19 protein-coding genes and 1 pseudogene are annotated in these 19,439 nt (G+C 71.0%); 15 read left to right on the top strand and 5 right to left on the bottom strand.

What is annotated here, in order from left to right:
* Window positions 1-389 precede the first annotated feature (389 nt).
* Complete coding sequence (locus ABFX54_RS20690) at window positions 390-1,559, top strand: MFS transporter (RefSeq protein WP_346107090.1); 1,170 nt, start codon at window positions 390-392, stop codon at window positions 1,557-1,559.
* 23 nt (window positions 1,560-1,582) lie between these two features.
* Complete coding sequence (locus ABFX54_RS20695) at window positions 1,583-2,311, top strand: hypothetical protein (RefSeq protein WP_346107092.1); 729 nt, start codon at window positions 1,583-1,585, stop codon at window positions 2,309-2,311.
* Window positions 2,312-2,376: 65 nt separating this feature from the next.
* Here ABFX54_RS20695 and ABFX54_RS20700 read toward each other — a convergent pair whose 3' ends face one another.
* Both ABFX54_RS20700 and ABFX54_RS20705 read right to left on the bottom strand, forming a co-directional pair.
* On the bottom strand, window positions 2,377-3,228 hold the full coding sequence (locus ABFX54_RS20700) for a phosphotransferase enzyme family protein (RefSeq protein ID WP_346107094.1): 852 nt from the start codon (window positions 3,226-3,228) through the stop codon (window positions 2,377-2,379).
* A gap of 158 nt (window positions 3,229-3,386) precedes the next feature.
* On the bottom strand, window positions 3,387-3,590 hold the full coding sequence (locus ABFX54_RS20705) for a DUF397 domain-containing protein (RefSeq protein WP_346107172.1): 204 nt from the start codon (window positions 3,588-3,590) through the stop codon (window positions 3,387-3,389).
* 255 nt (window positions 3,591-3,845) lie between these two features.
* On the opposite strand from ABFX54_RS20705, the pseudogene ABFX54_RS20710 reads away from it, so the two are divergent.
* Both ABFX54_RS20710 and ABFX54_RS20715 read left to right on the top strand, forming a co-directional pair.
* Window positions 3,846-4,451, top strand: a pseudogene (locus tag ABFX54_RS20710) (DUF6082 family protein); the annotation flags it as partial.
* 7 nt (window positions 4,452-4,458) lie between these two features.
* Window positions 4,459-5,064, top strand: coding sequence for a TetR/AcrR family transcriptional regulator (locus ABFX54_RS20715; RefSeq protein ID WP_346107096.1), 606 nt, complete (start codon window positions 4,459-4,461; stop codon window positions 5,062-5,064).
* Window positions 5,065-5,298: 234 nt separating this feature from the next.
* On the opposite strand, the gene ABFX54_RS20720 is transcribed toward ABFX54_RS20715, so the two are convergent.
* Window positions 5,299-5,706, bottom strand: coding sequence for a hypothetical protein (locus ABFX54_RS20720; RefSeq protein WP_346107098.1), 408 nt, complete (start codon window positions 5,704-5,706; stop codon window positions 5,299-5,301).
* 421 nt (window positions 5,707-6,127) lie between these two features.
* On the opposite strand from ABFX54_RS20720, the gene ABFX54_RS20725 reads away from it, so the two are divergent.
* From ABFX54_RS20725 to ABFX54_RS20735, 3 genes are all read left to right on the top strand, one after another.
* Window positions 6,128-6,502 (top strand): STAS domain-containing protein, encoded by a 375-nt coding sequence (locus ABFX54_RS20725; protein ID WP_346107100.1) that lies wholly within the window; start codon window positions 6,128-6,130, stop codon window positions 6,500-6,502.
* A gap of 99 nt (window positions 6,503-6,601) precedes the next feature.
* On the top strand, window positions 6,602-7,384 hold the full coding sequence (locus tag ABFX54_RS20730) for a glycerophosphodiester phosphodiesterase (protein ID WP_346107102.1): 783 nt from the start codon (window positions 6,602-6,604) through the stop codon (window positions 7,382-7,384).
* 158 nt (window positions 7,385-7,542) lie between these two features.
* Window positions 7,543-7,977 carry a hypothetical protein gene (locus ABFX54_RS20735; protein ID WP_346107104.1) on the top strand — a complete coding sequence of 145 codons (435 nt, stop codon included), beginning with the start codon at window positions 7,543-7,545 and terminating at the stop codon, window positions 7,975-7,977.
* A 13-nt stretch (window positions 7,978-7,990) separates the two neighbouring features.
* On the opposite strand, the gene ABFX54_RS20740 is transcribed toward ABFX54_RS20735, so the two are convergent.
* The gene (locus tag ABFX54_RS20740; protein ID WP_346107106.1) at window positions 7,991-9,112 is read right to left on the bottom strand and encodes a serine hydrolase domain-containing protein; all 1,122 of its coding nucleotides are present in this window, start codon (window positions 9,110-9,112) and stop codon (window positions 7,991-7,993) included.
* A gap of 221 nt (window positions 9,113-9,333) precedes the next feature.
* Here ABFX54_RS20740 and ABFX54_RS20745 point away from each other — a divergent pair, with 221 nt between their 5' ends.
* From ABFX54_RS20745 to ABFX54_RS20775, 7 genes are all read left to right on the top strand, one after another.
* On the top strand, window positions 9,334-10,119 hold the full coding sequence (locus tag ABFX54_RS20745; RefSeq protein WP_346107108.1) for a MerR family transcriptional regulator: 786 nt from the start codon (window positions 9,334-9,336) through the stop codon (window positions 10,117-10,119).
* A gap of 92 nt (window positions 10,120-10,211) precedes the next feature.
* On the top strand, window positions 10,212-10,571 hold the full coding sequence (locus tag ABFX54_RS20750) for an STAS domain-containing protein (protein WP_346107174.1): 360 nt from the start codon (window positions 10,212-10,214) through the stop codon (window positions 10,569-10,571).
* Window positions 10,572-10,610: 39 nt separating this feature from the next.
* Entirely contained in the window at window positions 10,611-10,778 is a 168-nt protein-coding gene (locus ABFX54_RS20755; protein WP_346107110.1) for a hypothetical protein, read from the top strand.
* Window positions 10,779-11,074: 296 nt separating this feature from the next.
* Window positions 11,075-12,541 (top strand): MDR family MFS transporter, encoded by a 1,467-nt coding sequence (locus ABFX54_RS20760; protein ID WP_346107112.1) that lies wholly within the window; start codon window positions 11,075-11,077, stop codon window positions 12,539-12,541.
* Between the two features lie 147 nt (window positions 12,542-12,688).
* Entirely contained in the window at window positions 12,689-13,435 is a 747-nt protein-coding gene (locus tag ABFX54_RS20765; RefSeq protein WP_346107114.1) for a maleylpyruvate isomerase family mycothiol-dependent enzyme, read from the top strand.
* A gap of 141 nt (window positions 13,436-13,576) precedes the next feature.
* Complete coding sequence (locus tag ABFX54_RS20770) at window positions 13,577-14,641, top strand: Glu/Leu/Phe/Val dehydrogenase dimerization domain-containing protein (RefSeq protein WP_346107115.1); 1,065 nt, start codon at window positions 13,577-13,579, stop codon at window positions 14,639-14,641.
* Between the two features lie 106 nt (window positions 14,642-14,747).
* Window positions 14,748-15,362 (top strand): DUF6461 domain-containing protein, encoded by a 615-nt coding sequence (locus ABFX54_RS20775; RefSeq protein WP_346107117.1) that lies wholly within the window; start codon window positions 14,748-14,750, stop codon window positions 15,360-15,362.
* A gap of 14 nt (window positions 15,363-15,376) precedes the next feature.
* On the opposite strand, the gene ABFX54_RS20780 is transcribed toward ABFX54_RS20775, so the two are convergent.
* Complete coding sequence (locus tag ABFX54_RS20780; RefSeq protein ID WP_346107118.1) at window positions 15,377-17,908, bottom strand: FHA domain-containing protein; 2,532 nt, start codon at window positions 17,906-17,908, stop codon at window positions 15,377-15,379.
* Between the two features lie 228 nt (window positions 17,909-18,136).
* On the opposite strand from ABFX54_RS20780, the gene ABFX54_RS20785 reads away from it, so the two are divergent.
* Window positions 18,137-19,426: an amidohydrolase gene (locus ABFX54_RS20785; RefSeq protein ID WP_346107120.1), complete on the top strand. Its 1,290-nt coding sequence runs from the start codon at window positions 18,137-18,139 to the stop codon at window positions 19,424-19,426.
* Window positions 19,427-19,439 lie beyond the last annotated feature (13 nt).

A 19,439-nucleotide genomic window follows, 5' to 3' on the forward strand; every position in this document is an offset into this window, starting at 1 on the left:
TCACGTCCGACCTTCTGCCTGACCCAACTGACTTCATCCTCGGTCCGGGCAGTTCGTCGTGTTGCCGGTACTTCCGCTGCCCGGTGGATCCGTTCCTTGCGATGTCAGAAACATTAGCACCCGAGCATGCGAATGTCTATCACGGCGAACACAGATTTTTCGTCTCCCCCATCGCAGCCCTCACCGGCCGCACGATCTAGCGCCGACACCAGATCGACATGCTGGAACGCACCCGCGCCCGGTTCGATCGGTGGCTCGCCGGCCCTGCTCCCCACACCAGGGCGAAAAACGCGTTGCCCCCGATAGGTCGCGAAACGTAGAGTCCTGCGCTCGTGACCTCAGTGGTGGAACGAGTCCTGCCGGCTCGATTGGGGACGGGATTCCGATGGTTGCTGGCGTCGAGCTGGCTGACGAATCTCGGTGACGGGGCCGCGGCCGCGGCCGGGCCGCTGCTGATCGCGTCGCTGACGCGCGACCCGCTGCTGATCTCGATGTCGGCGCTGGTGAGCTGGGGGCCGCCGCTGCTGTTCGGCCTGTACGCGGGCGTCCTGTCCGACCGGTACGACCGGCGCAGGATCGTGCTCGTCGCGAACGCCGCACGGGCCCTGGTGCTGGCGGCCCTCGTCGTCCTCATGGTGACCGGCATCGTGACGGTGGTGACGGCGCTGGTGGCGCTGACGCTGCGGTCCATCGCCGAGGTGTTCGCCGACAACACGACGGCCACGCTGACGCCCACACTGGTCAAGAGAGACGATCTCGTCATCGCCAACGCCCGCCTGGGCACCGGGTTCATCACGCTCAACCAGCTGGCCGGTCCGCCGATCGGCGCGGCGCTGTTCGGGGTGGGCGTGATCTGGCCGTTCGCCGGACAGCTGCTGCTCGTGGTGGCGGGGATCGTCCTGGTCTCGCGGATCACCCTGCCGCCGCGAACTCGGCCGGCGGACGAGCAGGCGCCCAACGCCGTACGGGAGCTGATCGCCGGGTTCAGGTGGACGATCCGGCACGCGGCGATCCGCACGCTGGCGCTCACCATCCTGATCTTCAACTTCACGTTCGGCGCGGCCTGGTCGGTGCTCGTCCTCTACACCCAGGAGCAGCTCGGCCTCGGCGCCGTGGGTTTCGGCCTGATGACCACCCTCGGCGGGATCGGCGGGCTGATCGGCACCGGTCTGTACGGGTTCATCACCCGCAAGGTGAGCCTCGGCGCGCTCATGCGGATCGGACTCGTCATCGAGACGCTCACCCACCTCGGACTGGCCCTGACGCATTCGCCGTGGGTGGCCGGGGGCATCTTCCTGGTCTTCGGCGCGCACGCGTTCATCTGGGGCACGACCTCGGTCACCGTCCGCCAGCGTGCGGTCCCCCATGAACTGCAGGGACGGGTGGGCAGCGTCAACACGGTCTGCGTCTTCGCCGGTCTGGTGGTCGGCTCGCTGATCGGCGGCACCCTGGCCACCGCTTTCGGGGTCGCGGCGCCGTTCTGGTTCGCCTTCGCCGGGTCCGCGGTGTTCGTGGTGCTGTTGTGGCGGCAGCTCATGCTCATCGCCCACGACGACTGAGCCGGCCGAAAGCGAGCGGCCCCATGTTCCCCGCCGCCAGGTCCGACGCGGAACTGCTCGCGCACGGCAGGAGACTGTGCGCCCTGCCGCGCTGGCGGCTCATCGACGACTGGCTGCGCGGCGAGGACCGGGCGATCAACCTGCGCGGGCTGGAGAGCGCGCTCGTCTTCCTGTGCCCCGGCGTCATCGGGGGCCATGAGCTTTCCGGCGAGCAGGAGATGAAGGCGGAGGCCGAGTACCTCGCCGCGAGCAACGCCACCTGCCGTGACCCCTGGCCCAGGACGCGGGCCCGCAGGCAGGGAACGGCCGCCGTTCTCACGTCCGAGAGCGACGGCTATCGCATCGGCGACGGCGAGGATCCGTACACCGGATCCGGACCGACCCACGGGCTGCTCACCGTCGAGGGCTCCGGGGTGAGCGTCGGCACGATCCGGCAGGGGAACGTCTGCGTGACCGTCAAGGCGTTCCTGCATGCCCCGCCGCTGCGGCTCAAGGGGTGGACGGAGGTGGCCGAAGTGGGGGTCACCAGCCGCAGCGGCCGCCTGGTCGTACCCTCCGCGCAGCCGGGCGGCATGGACGGAGCCGCGCGGCCCCTCCCGAACCTGGCGATCGAGGGGCCGGGGCGTTACCGGGTGCGGGTCTACGCGCGGGCCGGCGACGACTCCCCCACCATCCTGCCCACCGAGCGGCACCTGGTCGTGGTCCATCCCGGACGGTCGAGGAAGGCGATCGTCCATCGCCCCGGTGACTGACGTACACCGCCCCGCCGCCTGAACAGCTCCGTCCTCTCACGGCGTACGGCCTCGAAGGCCCGGGATCAGCCGGCGGCAGGACCGGTGTGATCGAGCGCCGCCCGCAGCTGCGCGATCCACTCCTCGCCCAGCCGCCGCCCGTCAGGAAGCTGGTCGTCGCGGTCCCAGCGCCACGCCGTGATCATCGCCAGGACGAGGATCCGGCACTGGCGCAGCAGCTCGTGATCGACGTCCGGATAGTGCTCGGCGATCTCCTCGGGCTGATGGGCGAGGTCGAACTCCACCGGCCCGCGGCAGCACGTCTCGAAGTCGATGAACAGCAGCCCGTCCTTCGTGCTGAGCACGTTGCCGGGGTGCGGCTCGCCGTGCAGGAACTGCTCGGGGGCGCCGCGCTCGGTGATCGACCGCCTCAGGTCGCGCAACGTGCCGGCGAGGAGTTCGCGGTCGTCGTCGGCGAGCGCCGGCGAGCGGTCGCGGTCCGCCACGAGGCGCCGGGCCTGCTCGGCCCGATCGGTGAAGTGCTGCGCGGGGATCTCCGTCGCACGCATGCCGGCGTGCAGCCGCCCGAGCGCGGCGGCGACGTCGGCCGGTGAGACGTCTCCTGACCCCAGGGGCTCGTAGTAGGTCCACAGCGTGATCACGAAGCCGTCGCGCTCGTAGGCGCGCGGCTCGACCCGCGGCGCCAGCGCGGCCACGGGGCTCCCGGACGCGGCGAGCCGTCGCGCGACCTCGATCTCGAACCGGGCCATCTGATCGTCCGGCCCGGGCGCCACCCTGGCCAGGACGTCACAGGGCAGCAGGCGCAGGGTGACCTTGTTGGAGTCGTTCAGGACGATCGCGTCGTCCGCCGCCAAGCCGAGTGACGATGCGGTGGACCTGGCCGCGATCATCGCCCGTTCGAGCTCCGCTGCCCGCATCGCCACCTGTCCCCTCTCGCGTACGCACCGTGCGCACGACAGGGGATTCTCCGAGATCTTCCACCGGCCCGGCAACTGGATATCCCCCTCGGCCGGCCGCAGGGGCCAACAGGCGGCAGGGCGTCCCGCCTCGGGTTGGACGCCCTGCCGATCTACCTTCAGGCGGACGCCAGGTCTAGCTCATGTCGCTTGATCCTGCCGATGAACTCCGCCCAGGTGTGCGGCGAGAAGCTCAGCACAAGGCCGGGCATGAGACTCCCACGTATCCGCACGCGTCCTCGATGCAGCGCAACCTCGACACATGTCGAATCTTCAGTGCATCTATCGCTGCGAGACCATGACGATTCACTTGATGACACCATTGTCTCCCGTCGTCTCGTGTCGACGTTCAGTGAACAGGTAAGGAAATCGTGCACGCCCTGGTGGCCGCGCACGCGAGTGGACGAGTTCTCCCGGTCCGCCCCGGCCTGACGTTCATGGCGGGAATCAGCCTCCCGATGGGTCTGGAAAAACACAGGACCGGATCCGTGAAAGCCAGAACGAACCGCACCGAGGGGTCAACCGGAATCGCCTCATGAAATCACCGGCTCGCCGTGTGATGGGATGGGGCGGCATCGGCAATTGTGTCGGGATTCGCGCTGATCGGGGTCGTCAGCTCACTCGTCCTCCAGGGGAAGGAGACGCGTGCCACCCGTAAGGAATCCGCTCGCGGTCACCACGTGCAGCTGATGGAAATGGCGATGCGGGATCCCGTCTACCTCGACTGCTGGGGGTCGCCGGATCGTCACCGTTCGCCGGACGAGCTGCGCCAGCACCTCTATCTCAACCTCATCGTCTCCTATTGGGAGATGCGCTACCAGGTCGGCGACATGCCGGATCGAGTGTCGCGTTCACTGGCCACCGCGGAGTTGTTCACCACCACTCCCGGACGGAGATTCTGGGCCGAGGCCAGGATCCATCGTCTCCGCGCCGCGAAAAATCGGAAGATGCGCCGGTTCAACGAAATCATGGAGTCGGCGTATCAGGCCACGCCGGAAATTCCCCCGGCACCGGCACCGCCCGAAGCGCCCAAGGAGAAACCTCGTCTGGTCGCGGGGGTGGCCGCCGGCGCCGGCCATCGGACTGGTGGGCGGGTGGGTGGCGAGCAGGCGGCATTCCGTGCGCGGGCCATCTCGGTAGGGTCCGACGGCAGCGATGGAGACCGAACGTTCTATCTGCTATAGTGGCCGCATGGGGAGAAGTGAACCGCTGAGCCGGACCTCCGAAGCGCGGTCACGGCTGCTCGCGACGGCGACCAGGATTTTCTACACCGAGGGCATCCACTCGGTGGGCATCGACCGGATCGTCACGGAAGCGCAAGTGACCAGGGCGACCCTCTACCGGCATTTTCCCGGCAAGGAAGAGCTCGTCCTGTCCTACCTCGACGGCATCGACCAGGCCGCCCGCGACCAGGTGAACAAGGCTCAGGCCGACGGGCGACCCGCCCGTGAGAGCCTCCTGGCCATCAGCCGGTCCATCGCCGGCGACATCGGGTCACCCGGGTTCCGCGGCTGCGCCTTCCTCAACGCCGCGGCCGAATACCCCGATCCCACGCACCCCGCCCACCAGGCGGTGCTCGCGCACCGTCAGTGGTTCCTCGAAACCGTCACCGGGCTGCTGGAGCGGGCCGGCCACACGCGGCCCGAGCGCGCCGGGCGGCATTTCGTCATGCTGCGCGACGGCGCCATGGCGGCCGGCTGCCTGTTCGACCCGGACCTGATCGGCGAGACCTTCCTGCACGGAGTCGAAGGGCTCCTGCGCGACCCCGCCGGCGCGGGCGCTCCTCAGGGCAAGTAGGACCCGGGCCGCGGTTTCCACCGGCCCAGATCACGGGTGGCCCAGATCACGGGCGGCCCAGGTCACGGATGGCTCAGGTCACGGATGGCTCAGGTAGCAGGTGGCTCAGGTCGCAGGTGGCCCAGGTCGCAGGTGGCCCAGGTCGCGGGTGGCCCAGGTCGCGGGTGGCCCAGGTCGCGGGTGGCCCGTCCGGAGGCCAGGGGTGATCGGACCTCCGGACGTCCGGGTCACCGCTCAGATCGCCAGCAGGTCGAATCCGCCGTCGGCCAGGCGGCCCGTGTTGGTGTCGTACACGTTGACCGTGATGGTGTTCTCGTGGTCGCAGGTCGCGGACGGGTTGCGGTACGCGATGTGCGGCAGCCGCCGCGGGTCACGGGGCGTGAGCTGGATGAGCGCGTCAGGCGCCGACACCGGGTGGGCGAGTTGGACGCAGTACCTGCCGGTGTCCGCCAGCCACGACCTGACGACGTTGGTGCCCCTGTTCAGGGTGCCGTCGGCGTTGACGATGGCGGCGGCGCTGTCATAGAACGACGCCGGGCGCGCGTGCGCGCCACTCTGCTCGGCGTGCGCGGGCGAAACCGCTGCCGCGATGAGACCGGCGACCGTCAGGGCGAAGACGCCTGACACAGTACGACGAAGCATGATAATTCCTTTCGATCGCGCCCTTACAGAGAGCAAGATTGAAAGTAAGCCCGCATTCGATATCACGCCGCGCGCCACCCCGGCGGGAACAATCAAGAAACTTTGATCGATCGACCCCGAACCCGTTACCGCGTGACGAGTGCCGCATCCGTCCCTGGTCAGGGTCGGAAAAGCACGGAGGAATGCACCGCTGGTCGACCGAGCCACCGGAAATGGTGGCCTTTATGGCTAAAGGCGGATAGACGGCCGGACCGGCTGAAGATCCTATGCCCAAAGCCCTTTCCCGCGACCCGCTTCGGCCGTAGCGTCAGCGGTGACGGCGACGGCGCCGTCACCGTGAGGCCGGCCTACCGTGGAGATCGCTCGTGTTCATCACTCTCGCGCACTCGTCCATCCGCTGAACGCCCGCGACGAGACCTCCATGTCTCCCTTCGGTGTACGCTGCCGCTCGCTGGCCGCAGGCGCGCTGATCGTCGTGTCGGGCGAGCTCGACGCCACCAACGTCGGCCAGCTCGAATCCTTCATCAGCCGGGAGCGACGGCGCGGCCGTCCGCTGATCCTCGATCTGGCCGAGCTGACCTTCATGGACAGCATGGGACTGCAGGTGCTGCTGCTGGTGCACGCCGACATCCGCAGGGAGGGCGGCACGCTGCACCTGGCCGCCGTCCAGGATCTTCCCGCGCGGATCCTGCAGCTCACCGGCGTGTGGGACGCCCTCAACATCCACGCCGACGTGACGGAGGCCGCCGCGGCCGTACGCGACCTCGAAGCCGGCTCCGGGCGGCTGCGGTCGTAGTCACGGGCGGCCGAGACCGCGACCGTCACCGTGTGCTCGGCGCGAGCGTGGCTGTGGGACAGTGTGGTGCACCGACTTCAAGATCGAAAGGTGCATGTTGTGGCAGTCCCCCTCGCCGCGTTCCTGCTGGCGTCGTTACTCACCTCCCCGTCGGCCGCGCTGCCCGCGTGCCCGCAGATCTTCGGGCACGGCGGCTACCCCACCGGCGCCGACGCGTGGGAACGGGACCAGATCCGCCAGCCCAACAACCCGGCGGCCATCCGCCAGCACGAGGCGTGGGGCGCGGCAGGCGTCGAGGCCGACCTGCAGCTCACCAAGGACGGCACCAAGGCCGTCATGTGGCACAACACGTCCACCTGGGGGCTGACCGGCACGAAGAAGAACATCACCGAGATCTGGTGGGCCAGCGGCGCCACGAAGCTGGACGGGCGCACCATCACGCGCGGCCCGTTCAAGGGTGAAAGGGTGCACACGTTCCGCCAGTGGCTGGCCGCGATGAAGTCGGCGGGCATGATCGGGATGGTGGAGGTCAAGCCGGAGGGCCGGCAGTCGCTGTTCCACACGGACGCCGCGATCAAGGCGCGGGCCTGGGCGGAGATCCTCGACCCCGTCAAGGAGAGTCACCGTTCGCAGGAGATCATCCTGTACTCGCACGACAGCGGCGTCTCCGCCGAGCTGAAGAAGCGGGTGACCGCCGCGGGCCTGGCCCAGGTGCTGAGCGGCGGCCCCGTCTGGCCCGACGTCACCAAGTGGGAGGAGCCGCCGCCGCCGTGGCGGCTGAACGAGAGCGCCTGGGACCAGGCGCTCAAGAGCGGCGCCAAGCGGATCGCCACCGACTACCCGGCCCAGCTCCGCACGTGGCTCACGGGCCAGTGCCAGTGACCGGCCCGGCCCGCCCGCCCGGTCAGTGACCCGCCCGGCCCGCCCGTCCGGTCAGTGCCGGGTGGTGAGCGGGTAGCCGTCCTGAGCCGGTCGCGGGCGGCAAACCCGCCCTGGCCAAGCTCGTCTACGACGTCACGCTCGCCGGGGACGCCCGGCCCGTGCCGCAGAGCGACCGTCCCGAGGTGCGGGCGATCATCGACGAGCCGGACCCCGTACGCAAGCTGGCCCTCTACGCCGCCATGGCCACCGGGATCCTGCGGCGCATCACGTCCGTGCACCGTGTCCTGCGCGACGCCGCGGCCGCGTCCCCTGCCGACCACGGACTGCGGGACGTTGTGGACGGCATCGAACGCGAGCGGCTGACGGGCAGCCACGGACCCGCCGCCCACCTCCACGAGCTCGGAGCCCTGCGCCCCGGCCTCTCCCCCGCCAGGGCGGCCGAGCAGATCTACGTGCTCACCGCGACGGAGAACTTCGAGAAGCTGACCGAGGTGTGCGGCTGGAGCGAGGCCGAGTACGAGGAGTGGCTCGCCTCGATGCTCGCCTCCGCCCTCCTCGCCCACCCGGACGGCGAGCGGGCACGCGGGCGATGACCCGGCGCCGTGCTCAGGCCGCCGGTGCGTCGAAGACCGCCGTGACGAGCCGCCGCTTGACGTTCTCCATCGCCTCGGCCATGGCGACCCAGTCCACCTTGGAGTCCCCGAAGGTCAGCGAGCCGGTCATGGTCCTGCCGCCGTCGGGTGTGGCGTACATCAGCGTCGCCCAGCCCCAGAAGCCGCCGTTGTGCTGGACGATCGTGCCGCCGCCGTCCGTCCGTTCCACGAACACCCCGAGGCCGTAGCCCATGACGGGGTCCGGCGCGCACATCTCGGCAAGCAGCGGCGCCGGCAGGAGCCGGCCGCCCATCAGGGCCGAGATGAACGTGTGCAGGTCCTGGGTGGTCGAGATCATGTCGCCGGCGGCGGAAATCCACGAGGGGTTGAAGCGGGTGGTGTCGGCCACCTGCCAGCGGTCGCCGTCCTCGTACGGGTAGTAGCCGTGCGCGTGCGGCTCGGGGAGGTCCGGCGCGGCCTCGGGCACCACGGTGCCGGTCAGCCCGAGCGGGGAAAGGACGCGCCGCCGCATCTCCTCCGGGTAGGGGCGGCCGGTGACCTGCTCGATCAAGAGCCTGGCCAGCACGTAGTTGGTGTTGGAGTAGCTCCAGTCCGTTCCCGGCTCGAACCTGGCCGGCTGGGACAGCGCCATCCGCACCAGCTCTTCCGGCCGGTAGGTCCTGTCCCGGTTGTCCACCCACTCCTTGCCCACGCCGGGAACGCCGCCGGCCACGGCTCTCCCGTCCGGGTAGATCTCGCCGGTGAAGCTGAACAGGCCGCTGGTGTGCTGGAGCAGCATCCGCACCGTGATCCGCGGGTCCAGCCCGAACTCGGGCAGGTGGCCGGCCACCGGGGTGTCCAGCCCGATCCGCTCCTCGGCCACGAGCAGCAGCATCAGGGCCGCGGTGAAGGTCTTGGTGACGCTGCCGATCCTGAAGTGACCGTCGATCGGCGGCGCGGCGCTCCCGCCCAGCTCGCTCACCCCGGCGCTGCCGGTCCAGTGGCCGCGTTCGTCGTGCACGCGCAGCTGCACGCCGGCGAAGCCGTACTCGACGAACGACTCGATCGCCTCCCGCAGCTCCGGGCGGTCGGGGGCGGTGGCGGGGTTCTCGACGGTACGGAGGGACTCGTTCATGTTCGATCCTTGGCTGGTGGAAGTGGTGTCCTGCGCAGGCGGGCAGGGCGGTGGCGCCCCGGCGCCGTGAAGGCTGCGCTGCGATCAGCGTGGGGCCTGACCTAAGGTCAAGGTCAACCGCCGCGCGAGCCGGCCCTTCGGCGGCGACGTGATGGACCGGGACGTTCGCGGGCTATCCTCGACCCTGTGATCACCCGCTACCCGTACCCGACGGCCCGCTGATGGCCGGCGGGCTCACCATCGGCCAGGCGGCCGCGTTCGCCGGCGTCACGATCAAGACGGTGCGGCACTATCACCGGCTCGGCCTGGTCGCCGAGCCCGAACGTGACGGCTCCGGCTACCGGCGCTACCGGTCGGTCGACCTGCTCCGGCTGGTGCAGGCCCGCACCCTGGCCGGGGCCGGGGTGCCGCTGGCCGAGGTCGGCGACCTGCTCGACGCCGATCCCGTACGGTTCAGCGCCGCCCTGGACGACGTGGACCGGCAGCTCACCGAACGGATCGAGGACCTGATCGCGCGCCGCGACACGCTGCGCCGGCTCGACCAGGGCGACCGGGCCCTGCTGCCCGACCGGGCCTGCGCGCTCCTCGACCGCTTGACCGGCCTCGGCTTCGGCGCCGACTACGTGGACACGCAGCGCGAGGCCATGGTGCTGACCCGGGCGCTGATCCCGGAGATCTTCGACGGCTTCCTGTCCCGGCTCGAAGGGTGGCTCGACGATCCCGAGTTCGTGGAGCTGACCAAGCAGGGCTGGGACGCGCGGTCCTGGGATCCCGGCGACCCGCGGATCGAGGAGCTGGCGGCCGCGGTGGCCGGCCGGCTGCTGGCCGACCTCGAACGGCTGGAGATGCCGGCCGAGCTGCGGCGGCGGCCCGACGCGGACGCCAGGTACGGGCTGATCGACCACCACGGCGAGGACCACGAGCCGGCTCTCGCCCGGCTGAACGCCCTGATCGAGGCGCACCTGCGCGCGGCCGGCGTGGAGGTCCCGCGCGCTCAGCACCGGTAGCGGGCCGTGAGCTCGGGTTTCAGCGCCCACGACGCGACCAGGCCCGCGCTGACGGGCCCGGCCTGCGGTGGCATCTATACGATGGCAGGGTGATGATGCCCGCCGGCGAGACCCCCGCCCCCGCGTCCGTGCGCCTGACGTCGTCCACGGCCGGCGACATCGTCGTGATCACCGTGGACGGAGTGCTGGACGCCACCACCCGCCAGCAGTTCGCCGACCACCTCGCCCAGGCCGGCACCTCCATCATCCTCGACCTCGCCGGCGCCACCTTCATGGACAGCCGCGCCCTCGGCCTGATCATCCACCAGTGGCAGGCCAGCCAGGCCGCCGGCGGGAAGTTCGCCCTCATCGGCGTCGACTACCGCAGCGCCAAAATCATGTGGATCACCGGCCTGGCCAAGGTCCTGCCCCTCTACGACGACCTCGACGCCGCACTCGCCGCCCTCACCTGAGGGGAGCGAGACTCTCACGGGCGGCTGCATACTGTTGCCATGAAGATACTCACAGTAATCGCCGCCGGCGCTCTCGCCGGCCTGCTCCTGTCCGCGGCTCCGGTCGACGCGCGCTCACTCAAGCGGCCCGCCCTCTGCTCCGTCACGTCCCTGGCGGTGGGCGAGCTCGTCGACAGCTGCCGGCTGGTGAAGTCGGCCGGCCTCTGACCCGAGGGGCCGGGGTGCGGCGCCGGTTCCGCGCGACGCGATGGGCACCGGCCGGCGTCCGCACCACCCGTCCGGCACGGCGGGGCCTTCGCACGAGGGGAATCGCAGCCCCTGAACTGCGAGTAGCGGCGATAATTCGGGTGACATATCCCACTTCATGGCGCATCGTTGGGCGCGGCCGATGAGTTTTGTCGGTGGCACCGGTCAGTCTGTACATGACGACCACATCCTGTGAAACCGAAGCCCGGATCCCCGGCGACGACCGGTTCTCCCCCGACGACCCCGAACGAGGTTCCGTGACCATCTCCGAGCTCGACTCACCCGCCAAGCCCGCAGCCGCCGGGTCCGGCCGCACGCCGCCCGTGATCCGGCTGCTGGTGCTGGCCACGTTCGTGGTCATCCTCAACGAGACGATCATGATCAACGCCATTCCGGGGTTGATGGCGGCGTTGCACATCACCGAGCAGACCGCGCAGTGGCTTTCGACCGCCTTCATGCTGACCATGGCCGCGGTCATCCCGATCACCGGGTGGTTCCTCCAGCGTGTGTCCACCCGGGCCGCCTACGCCACCGCGATGGGGCTGTTCCTGCTCGGCACCGCGCTGGCGATGGCGGCGCCGTCGTTCGCCGTGCTGCTGGTCGCCCGCATCGTCCAGGCGTCCGGGACGGCCGTGATGATGCCGCTGCTGATGACCACCCTGATGCGGGTGGTGCCCGAGGAGGACCGCGGCAAGGTCATGGGCAACGTCACCCTGGCCATGTCGGTCGCGCCCGCGATGGGCCCGACGGTCTCCGGCGTGATCCTGCAGTTCGGGTCCTGGCGCCTGCTGTTCGCCGTGGTGCTGCCCATCGCCGCCCTGATCGCGTGGGGCGGCCTGAAGCGGCTGCAGAATGTCGGCGAGACCGAGCGCGGCAGCATCGACTGGTTCAGCGTGGTGACCGCCGCGGCCGGTTTCGGCGGCCTGGTCTACGGGCTCAGCCGGTTCGAGGGCGGCGACGCCCGCGTGGCCGCCGCGATCGTGGTGGCCGGGCTGGTCACCATCCTCGGCTTCGTGCTGCGCCAGCTGTGGTTGCAGAAGCACGGCGTGCCGCTGCTCGACCTGCGCACCCTGCGCCAGCGCACCTACACCGTCGCGCTGATCCTCATGTCGGTGGCGTTCATGGCGATGCTCGGCTCGATGATCCTGCTGCCGCTCTACCTGCAGAGCCTGCGCGGGCTCACCGCCTTGGAGACCGGGCTCCTGGTGATGCCGGGCGGCCTGGCGATGGGGCTGCTCGGCCCGACCGTCGGCCGCCTGTTCGACCGGTTCGGCGGCCGGGTGCTGGTGGTGCCCGGCGCGATCGGGATCACGCTCGCGCTCACCGGGTTCACCCAGGTCTCGATGACGATGCCGTTCTGGCAGATCCTCGGCCTGCACGCGCTGCTCATGGTGAGCCTGGCCGCGACCTTCACTCCCGTCTTCACCCTCGGGCTCGGCGCGGTCCCGCCGCGGCTCTACTCCCACGGCAGCTCCATCCTGAGCACGCTGCAGCAGGTGGCCGCGGCCTTCGGCACCGCGCTCGTGATCACCGTGATGAGCGCCAGGGCCGAGGCCCTGTCCGCGGCCGGGGTCAGCGAGGGGCTCGCCGATCTGGGCGGGATGCGGCTGGCGTTCATCATCGGCGCGGCCCTGTCCGTGGCCGTGGTCGTCGCCGCCCTGCTCCTCCCGGCCCGGGCGCCCGACACCGGCGAGGGCGATGGCCCCGCCTGGCCCGCCCACTGACCTGATGCTCTTCCGACCGGCCGTCACCGCCACGTCATGGCGGTGACGGCCGTCGTCGTACGGACGGTCGCCGGGCGCCGCGGCCTCTTGACGATCGGTACGCCAGAGCAGCCGACAGCGGTGCCGCGCCCGTGTTTGACTTGGCGGATGGATCAGCGCCGATACGTACACCTGATCGAACTGGACTACGCGCGGATGCGCGAGACCGCCATCCGTGACCTCGCCGCCCCGGTGCCCCACTGCCCAGGGTGGACCACCGCCGACCTGCTCAAGCACGTCGGCGACACGTTCCTGCACAAGGTCGAGACGATGTGCCGCGGCGCCTGGCCGAGGCCCTGGCCGCCCGAGCCGGACCCGGACGGCCCCGCGGCGTACCTTGATCGCGCCATGGCCGGGCTGCGCGGCGAGCTCACCTCCCGCAAGCCGGAGGAGCAGGCGCTGACGTGGTACGACCCCGACCAGACCGTCGGGTTCTGGGCGCGCAGAATGGCGCTGGAGACGGTGGTGCACCGGGTGGACGCCGAGCTGGCGGCCGGTGAGTCCATCGTGCCGATCCCGGCCGACCTGGCGGTGGACGGCATCGACGAGATCCTCGTGACCTTCCTCGCCTTCGCCTCCCTCCAGTGGCCGGAGGACTTCGGGCAGGCCCTGTCCGGCGCGGACGGGCGCGCGGTGTCGATCACGGCGGGAGCGGATCGCCTGCTGGTCCGCCTGGCCGCCTCGGGCGTCGAGGTCACCAGGGACGATGCGCCCGGGGAGGCGTCGATCTCGGGTGCGCCCCAGGACGTGCTGCTGTGGTTGTGGCGGCGGGCGGACGGCTCGGCGCTGACCTTCGACGGCGATCCCGAGCTGGTCGAACGGCTGCGCGACCTGCTGAAGGAGGTGACGCAGTAGCCTCCTGGCCGCCGGGGGCAGGCGATTTTCCCTGGGCTGCCATGGACAGAGCGCGGGTTGGCGTCGAGATTGGTCGGCAGGTGTCGTCATCTTCCCGGCGGCGCCGATCGAATGACGTATCGCATGACGTGAGGAGCGCGCATGAGGATCGTGGAGCTCGCCTCGGTGGACGGGTACATCGCCTTCGACCTGGACTGCCCGACCAGCGCGGGCGGGACGCGGCTGGCCCCGGACGTGACCCCCGGCGAGGCGGGGCTGCTGGCGCGGGCGATGACGTACAAGCTGGCCGTGCTCGGTGAGCGGATCGGCGGCGCCAAGGCGGTGCTGCGGGCCGAGGCCGCGGACCGGGAGGTCACGGTGGCCCGCTACTGCCGGGAGATCACTCCGCTGGTCGAGAAGGAGGAGTTCCTCACGGCCTCCGACCTGGGCACGCGTACGCAGGACTTCGCACCGCTGCCCGGCTACCGTACCGACGCGGTGATGCACCAGGAGGTCGGTGGCGAGCTGGTGGACACGATGGTGACCGGGCTGGGGGTGGTCGTGGCGGCGGAGACGGCGCTCGGCGGCCTGGACGGGCGGACGCTCGCGGTCGAAGGGTTCGGCAAGGTGGGCGGCGCCGTCGTACGGGAGGCCGCGCGGCGGGGCGCGCGGATCGTGGCGCTGTCGACGCTGCGTGGGTGGCTGGCCGACCAGGCGGGGCTGGACGTCACCGCCCTGGAAGAGCTGCGTGCCGAGCACGGCGACGCCTGCGTGGAACGGCTCGGGCTGCCCGTGCATCCGGCCGAGTCGCTGTACGAGGTGGCGGCGGACGTGCTCGTGCCCGGCGCGCGCACCGGCACCCTGAGTGCCAGTCGAGCCGCCAAGGTCCGCGCCCGCGTCGTCGCCCCTGCGGCGAACGTCCCCTACACCGACGCCGGCCTGCGCGCGCTGCGCGAGCGCGGCGTGCTGACGCTGGCGGACTTCGTCTGCGGGGCCGGCGCCACGATCGGCTACATCTCCGAGCGCAACCGCCAGGTCACCGACGCCGCCACCGCCCGGACCCTGGTGGAGCAGCGGGTCGCCGAGCTCACCGGCACGGCGCTCGAGCATCCCGACGGGCCGTTCGCGGGCTCGTGCGCCGTGGCCGAGGGCTTCCTGTCCACCTGGCGCGCCCCCGACGGCCTCCCCGACGGCCCGCCCCTCGCCCCCGAACCCGCACCACGCTAGGACACGTCGCTGTGCGTGCCGGCGCGGGGCAGAGCATCCCACCGCTCTCCCCGTACCGGCACGCCACGTGGCCGTTTCTGTCGCTCCCGGCTGGCAACATGTCGGCATGATCGCGACTCCCGCCGACTACGCCTGGTTCACCTACGGCCGGTTCGCCTGCGACGCCTACACCGATCTGCGCGAGGCGTACTGTTTCACCCTCGTGCACGGCCTGACACCGGAGCAGGTCATCACCCGGACCGGGGCCCAAGCCGGAGATTTCCCGCCGACGGGATTCAAGGAGCTGATCAGGATGGCGTTCTCCGACCTCGGGAGACGCGAATCCGGGTACGGCCATTTCTTCGGGGTCGTCGCCGTCGACGGCTGGGCGCTCATCGTCGAGCCCAACGGGTTCATGGGCGTGCAGCCGGACCTCGCCGAGCGGCTGTCGGCGGGCACCCGGCTGGTCTCCCATTTCCTCAATGTCAACGGAATGGAGGACTTCCTCTGTGTGGAGGACGGCGAGGAGCGCCTGGCCTTGGAGTCGAGCTCTCCTGACATCGACACCGTCATCCGATCAGCCGAGGAATTCGACGAGATCGCGCGGCGGGTCGGTTTCGACATCGCGCACAGCAGCGAGTCGTACTTCGCGATGGCCGAATACCTGACCGGCGTCAAGGTGACGCCGGAGTTACTGGAACAGTCGGCCTACCTGTGCGCGGTCGCACCCCACTCGCCGTAACCAGGGCCACGGTCTCACCTGCCGCGCATCACCGCCGGCTCGTGGCGGCGCAGCATGCGGGCCACCAGGAAGGCGCAGACGACGGCGAGGAGCGCCAGGACGCTCATGTCCAGGAGCCACGTGCCGAGGTCCTGGCTCCACAAGGGGTCCGGCGGGTCCTGGATGTGCGGGATGAGCTGGCCCACGTCGAGCGTGGCCGCCAGCGCGGCCAGGGCCCAGCGGGCCGGAACGAGCCACGAGAGCTGCTCCATCACCGGCTTGTCGTCCAGGTGCACCAGCGCCCCGCAGAAGACGAGCTGGACCAGGGTGACGAGGACGAGCAGCGGCATCGTGGTCTCGCTGGTCTTGGCCAGCGCGGAGATGAGCAGGCCCACGGTCATCGCGGTGAACGACAGCAGTGCGACGGCGAGCGAGAGTTCGATCATCGGCGCCGTGAACACGCCCGTGTCGTACGTCTTGACGTTCAGCATCGCCACGTACGTCAGCACCACGCCCTGCGCCACGGTGATCACGCCGAGGACGAGCAGTTTGGAGCACAGATAGGCCGAGCGGGACAGCCCGACCGCCCGTTCTCGCTGGTAGATGGCGCGTTCTTTGACCAGTTCCCGTACGGCGTTCGCCGAGCCGGTCAGGCAGCCGCCGATGCACAGGATCAGCAGCAGGTTCGCCGAGTTGCCGTTGCTGTTCGGCGGGCCCATCAGGTTGCCGGTCGGGACGACGCGGGCCATCAGGCCCATCACGATGGGCAGCGCGATGGTGATGCCGAGGAAGAGCCGGTCGGCCACGATGCCGCGGCAGTAGCGGCGCACCAGCGTGCTGAGCTGCTCCGGCCAGCTCTGCTGCTTCGGCGGCAGCTCCCGCTGGACGGGGTGGCGCGTCGCGACGGGCTGGATCAGGTCGGCCGCGATGTACTTCTGGTACGGCTCGGATCGCGCGAACTCGCCGGCCCAGTCCCTGGAGGGGTCGTCGAAGGCGATGAACACATCCGCCCAGTCGGTGAAGCCGAGGAACGGCAGCGCCTCCTCCGGCGGGCCGAAGTAGGCGATCTTGCCGCCCGGCGCCATCACGAGGAGCCGGTCGCAGATGTCCAGGTTGGCGACGCTGTGGGTGACGACGGCGACGGTACGGCCCTCGTCGGCCAGGCCGCGCAGCATCTGCATGACCGATTTGTCCAGGCCCGGGTCCAGGCCGGAGGTCGGCTCGTCGAGGAAGAGCAGCGACGGCTTGGTCAGCAGTTCGAGCGCGACGCTGACGCGCTTGCGCTGGCCGCCGGAGAGCGACGAGATGCGGTTGTCCTTGCGGTTGGCCAGCCCGAGCTGCTGCAGCACCTCGTCGACGCGGGCCTTGCGCTCGTGCTGCCGGGTGTCGTCGGGGAAGCGCAGCTCGGCGGCGTAGATGAGGGCGCGGCGGACGGTGAGCTGCTGGTGCAGGATGTCGTCCTGCGGCACGAGGCCGATGCGGGAGCGCAGCTCGGCGTAGTCGCGGTAGAGGTCGCGCCCGTCGTACGTGACGACGCCCTGGTCGGCGGGGCGCAGGCCGGTGAGGGCGCGCAGCAGGGTGGACTTGCCCGAGCCGCTGGGCCCGACCACGGCCAGCAGGCACTTCTCGCCCACCGGGAACGACACGTGGTCGAGGAGCACCTTGCCGTCCCCCACGGTGACGGTGAGGTCGTGGGCCTGGAGGCAGACCTCGCCCGTGTCGGCGTACTCCATGAGCGTGTCGCCCACGAGCTGGAACGACGAGGGGCCGATGCCGATGAGGTCGTCGGGCGTGACGCGGGCGCGCTGCACGCGCTGTCCGTTGACGTAGGTGCCCATCCTGCTGCCCACGTCGACGATCTCGTGGCCGCCGGCGTCGATGCGCAGCTCGGCGTGCCGCCGCGACACCCTCAGGTCGGTGACGACGATGTCGTTCTCGGGCGCCCGGCCGATGCGTACGATCTGCGCCCCGCCGAGGTCCCTGACCGTGGCCGGCTCCCGCCACTGCCCGGTACGGGGGAGGCGGAGCGTGGGCGTCGGCCCGGCACCACCCGGCTGCCCAGGCCCCGAGGTGGGTGCTGTCAGCCGGAGCGTGGGCGTGGGCGAGGGCATGGCACCTCCCGGCTGCGCGGGCTGCCAGGCGGGCGCCGGAGGTGCGGGCCGGGGCGGGGGAACAGGCCCGGGTGCGGGCGAAGGCGGAGGGACGGCAGCGGGTCCGGGCGGAGGCGGGGTCCAGGCGCCCGGTCGCCACGGGGTCGCCTGCGGTGGGGGCAGGGTGGGGGTGCGGAAGGTGATGGCGCCGCCGTCCGTCGGGTGGCCGAGGTCGATCCTGCTGCCAGGGCCGACGGCGACCCGCTGCACCCGCCGGCCGCCCAGGTACGTGCCGCCGCGGCTGCCCACGTCCTCCAGGATCCACTGGCCGCCCTCGAACCGCAGCTCGGCATGCGTCCGCGAGACCCGCTCGTCGCTGATGACGACGTCCGACCTCGGGTCACGACCCAGCCGGTACGCACGTCCGGGATCGAGGGTCACGGACACGCCATGGCCTTCGACGACAAGCTGCGTCACGGAAGCGCCTTTCTCACGGAGAACCAGAGGCGACGATAGCCCCGAACAGCCGACCGTAGACAGACTTTCCCGGCGAAGACGGATGTTTCAAGAATGCTCGTACTAAGAGCGGCGACGAGCTCAAGCGTCAGGCGAGCGAGCGAGGAGAGCAGGCAGGTGCCTCCGAACAGGTCGGAAGCGCCCGGCGTACACTCGCCGGAGAGATCACCGACTGGAACGGGCACTCGCATGACCGCTGCCACCGACGCCGTCCTGGCCGGGCTCGACGACGCCACGTGCGACGAGCTCACGGCCCTCTACCGTGACCTGCACCGCCACCCCGAGCTGTCCTTCCAGGAGGAGCGCACGGCGGGCGTCGCCGCCGAGCGGCTGCGCGCGGCCGGGTTCGAGGTGCGCACCGGGGTCGGGGGCACGGGTGTCGTGGGCGTGCTGCGCAACGGCGACGGGCCTGCGGTGGTGCTGCGCGCCGACATGGACGGGCTGCCGGTGGCCGAGGCGACCGGCCTGCCGTACGCGAGCACCGCGACCACCCAGGACGCCGAGGGCCGGCGGGTGCCGCTGATGCACGCCTGCGGCCACGACATGCACGTGACGTGCCTGGCCGGCGCGGCCGCCGCGCTGGCCGCCGGGAGGGAGCGCTGGCGGGGCACGCTGGTGGCGGTGTTCCAGCCGGCGGAGGAGGTGGCGGGCGGGGCGCGGGCGATGGTGGACGACGGGCTGCTCGACCTGGTCGGCCGCCCCGACGTCGTGCTCGGCCAGCACGTCTTCCCGCGGCCTGCGGGCACGGTGCTGGTCAGCCCTGGCGAGGTCATGGCCGCCGCCGACAGCCTGGAGATCCGCCTGTACGGCCGGGGCGGGCACGGCTCGCAGCCCGAGCACACCGTGGACCCGGTGGTGCTGGCCGCGGCCACCGTCATGCGGCTGCAGACGGTCGTCTCGCGCGAGGTGTCGCCGTTCGACCGGGCCGTGCTGACCGTGGCCCAGATCCACGCGGGTCACAAGGAGAACGTCATCGCCGACGAGGCGAGCATCACCGTCAACCTCCGCTCGTTCTCGCCCGAGGTACGGCGCCGGCTGCTGGACGGGGTCGAGCGGGTGGTGCGCGCCGAGGCCGCGGCGTCGGGCGCGCCCCGACCGCCCGAGCTGCGCACGCTGAACTCCTTCCCGCTGACGGTGAACGACCCCGGCGCCACCGCGGTCGTCCGGGAGGCGTTCAGCGCCCGGTTCGGGGCGGAGCGGGTGACGGATCTGGCGCCGCTGATGGGCAGCGAGGACTTCGGTGTCTTCGGCGCCGAGGCCGGGGCGCCGTCGGTCTTCTGGGGGCTGGGCTGCGCCGACCCGGAGACGTACGAGCGGGCGGTGCGGGAGGACCGGCTGGCCGAGGACGTGCCGGGCAACCACTCCCCCGCCTTCGCGCCGGTGCTCTCGCCGACGCTGCGCATGGGCACGGAGGCCCTGGTCACGGCGGCACTGGCCTGGCTCGCCCCCGGGCCCGGCCTTGATCCGCCACGGGGGTGACCGAGTGGTGATC

Source organism: Nonomuraea maheshkhaliensis (assembly GCF_039529435.1).
GTDB lineage: Bacteria > Actinomycetota > Actinomycetes > Streptosporangiales > Streptosporangiaceae > Nonomuraea > Nonomuraea maheshkhaliensis.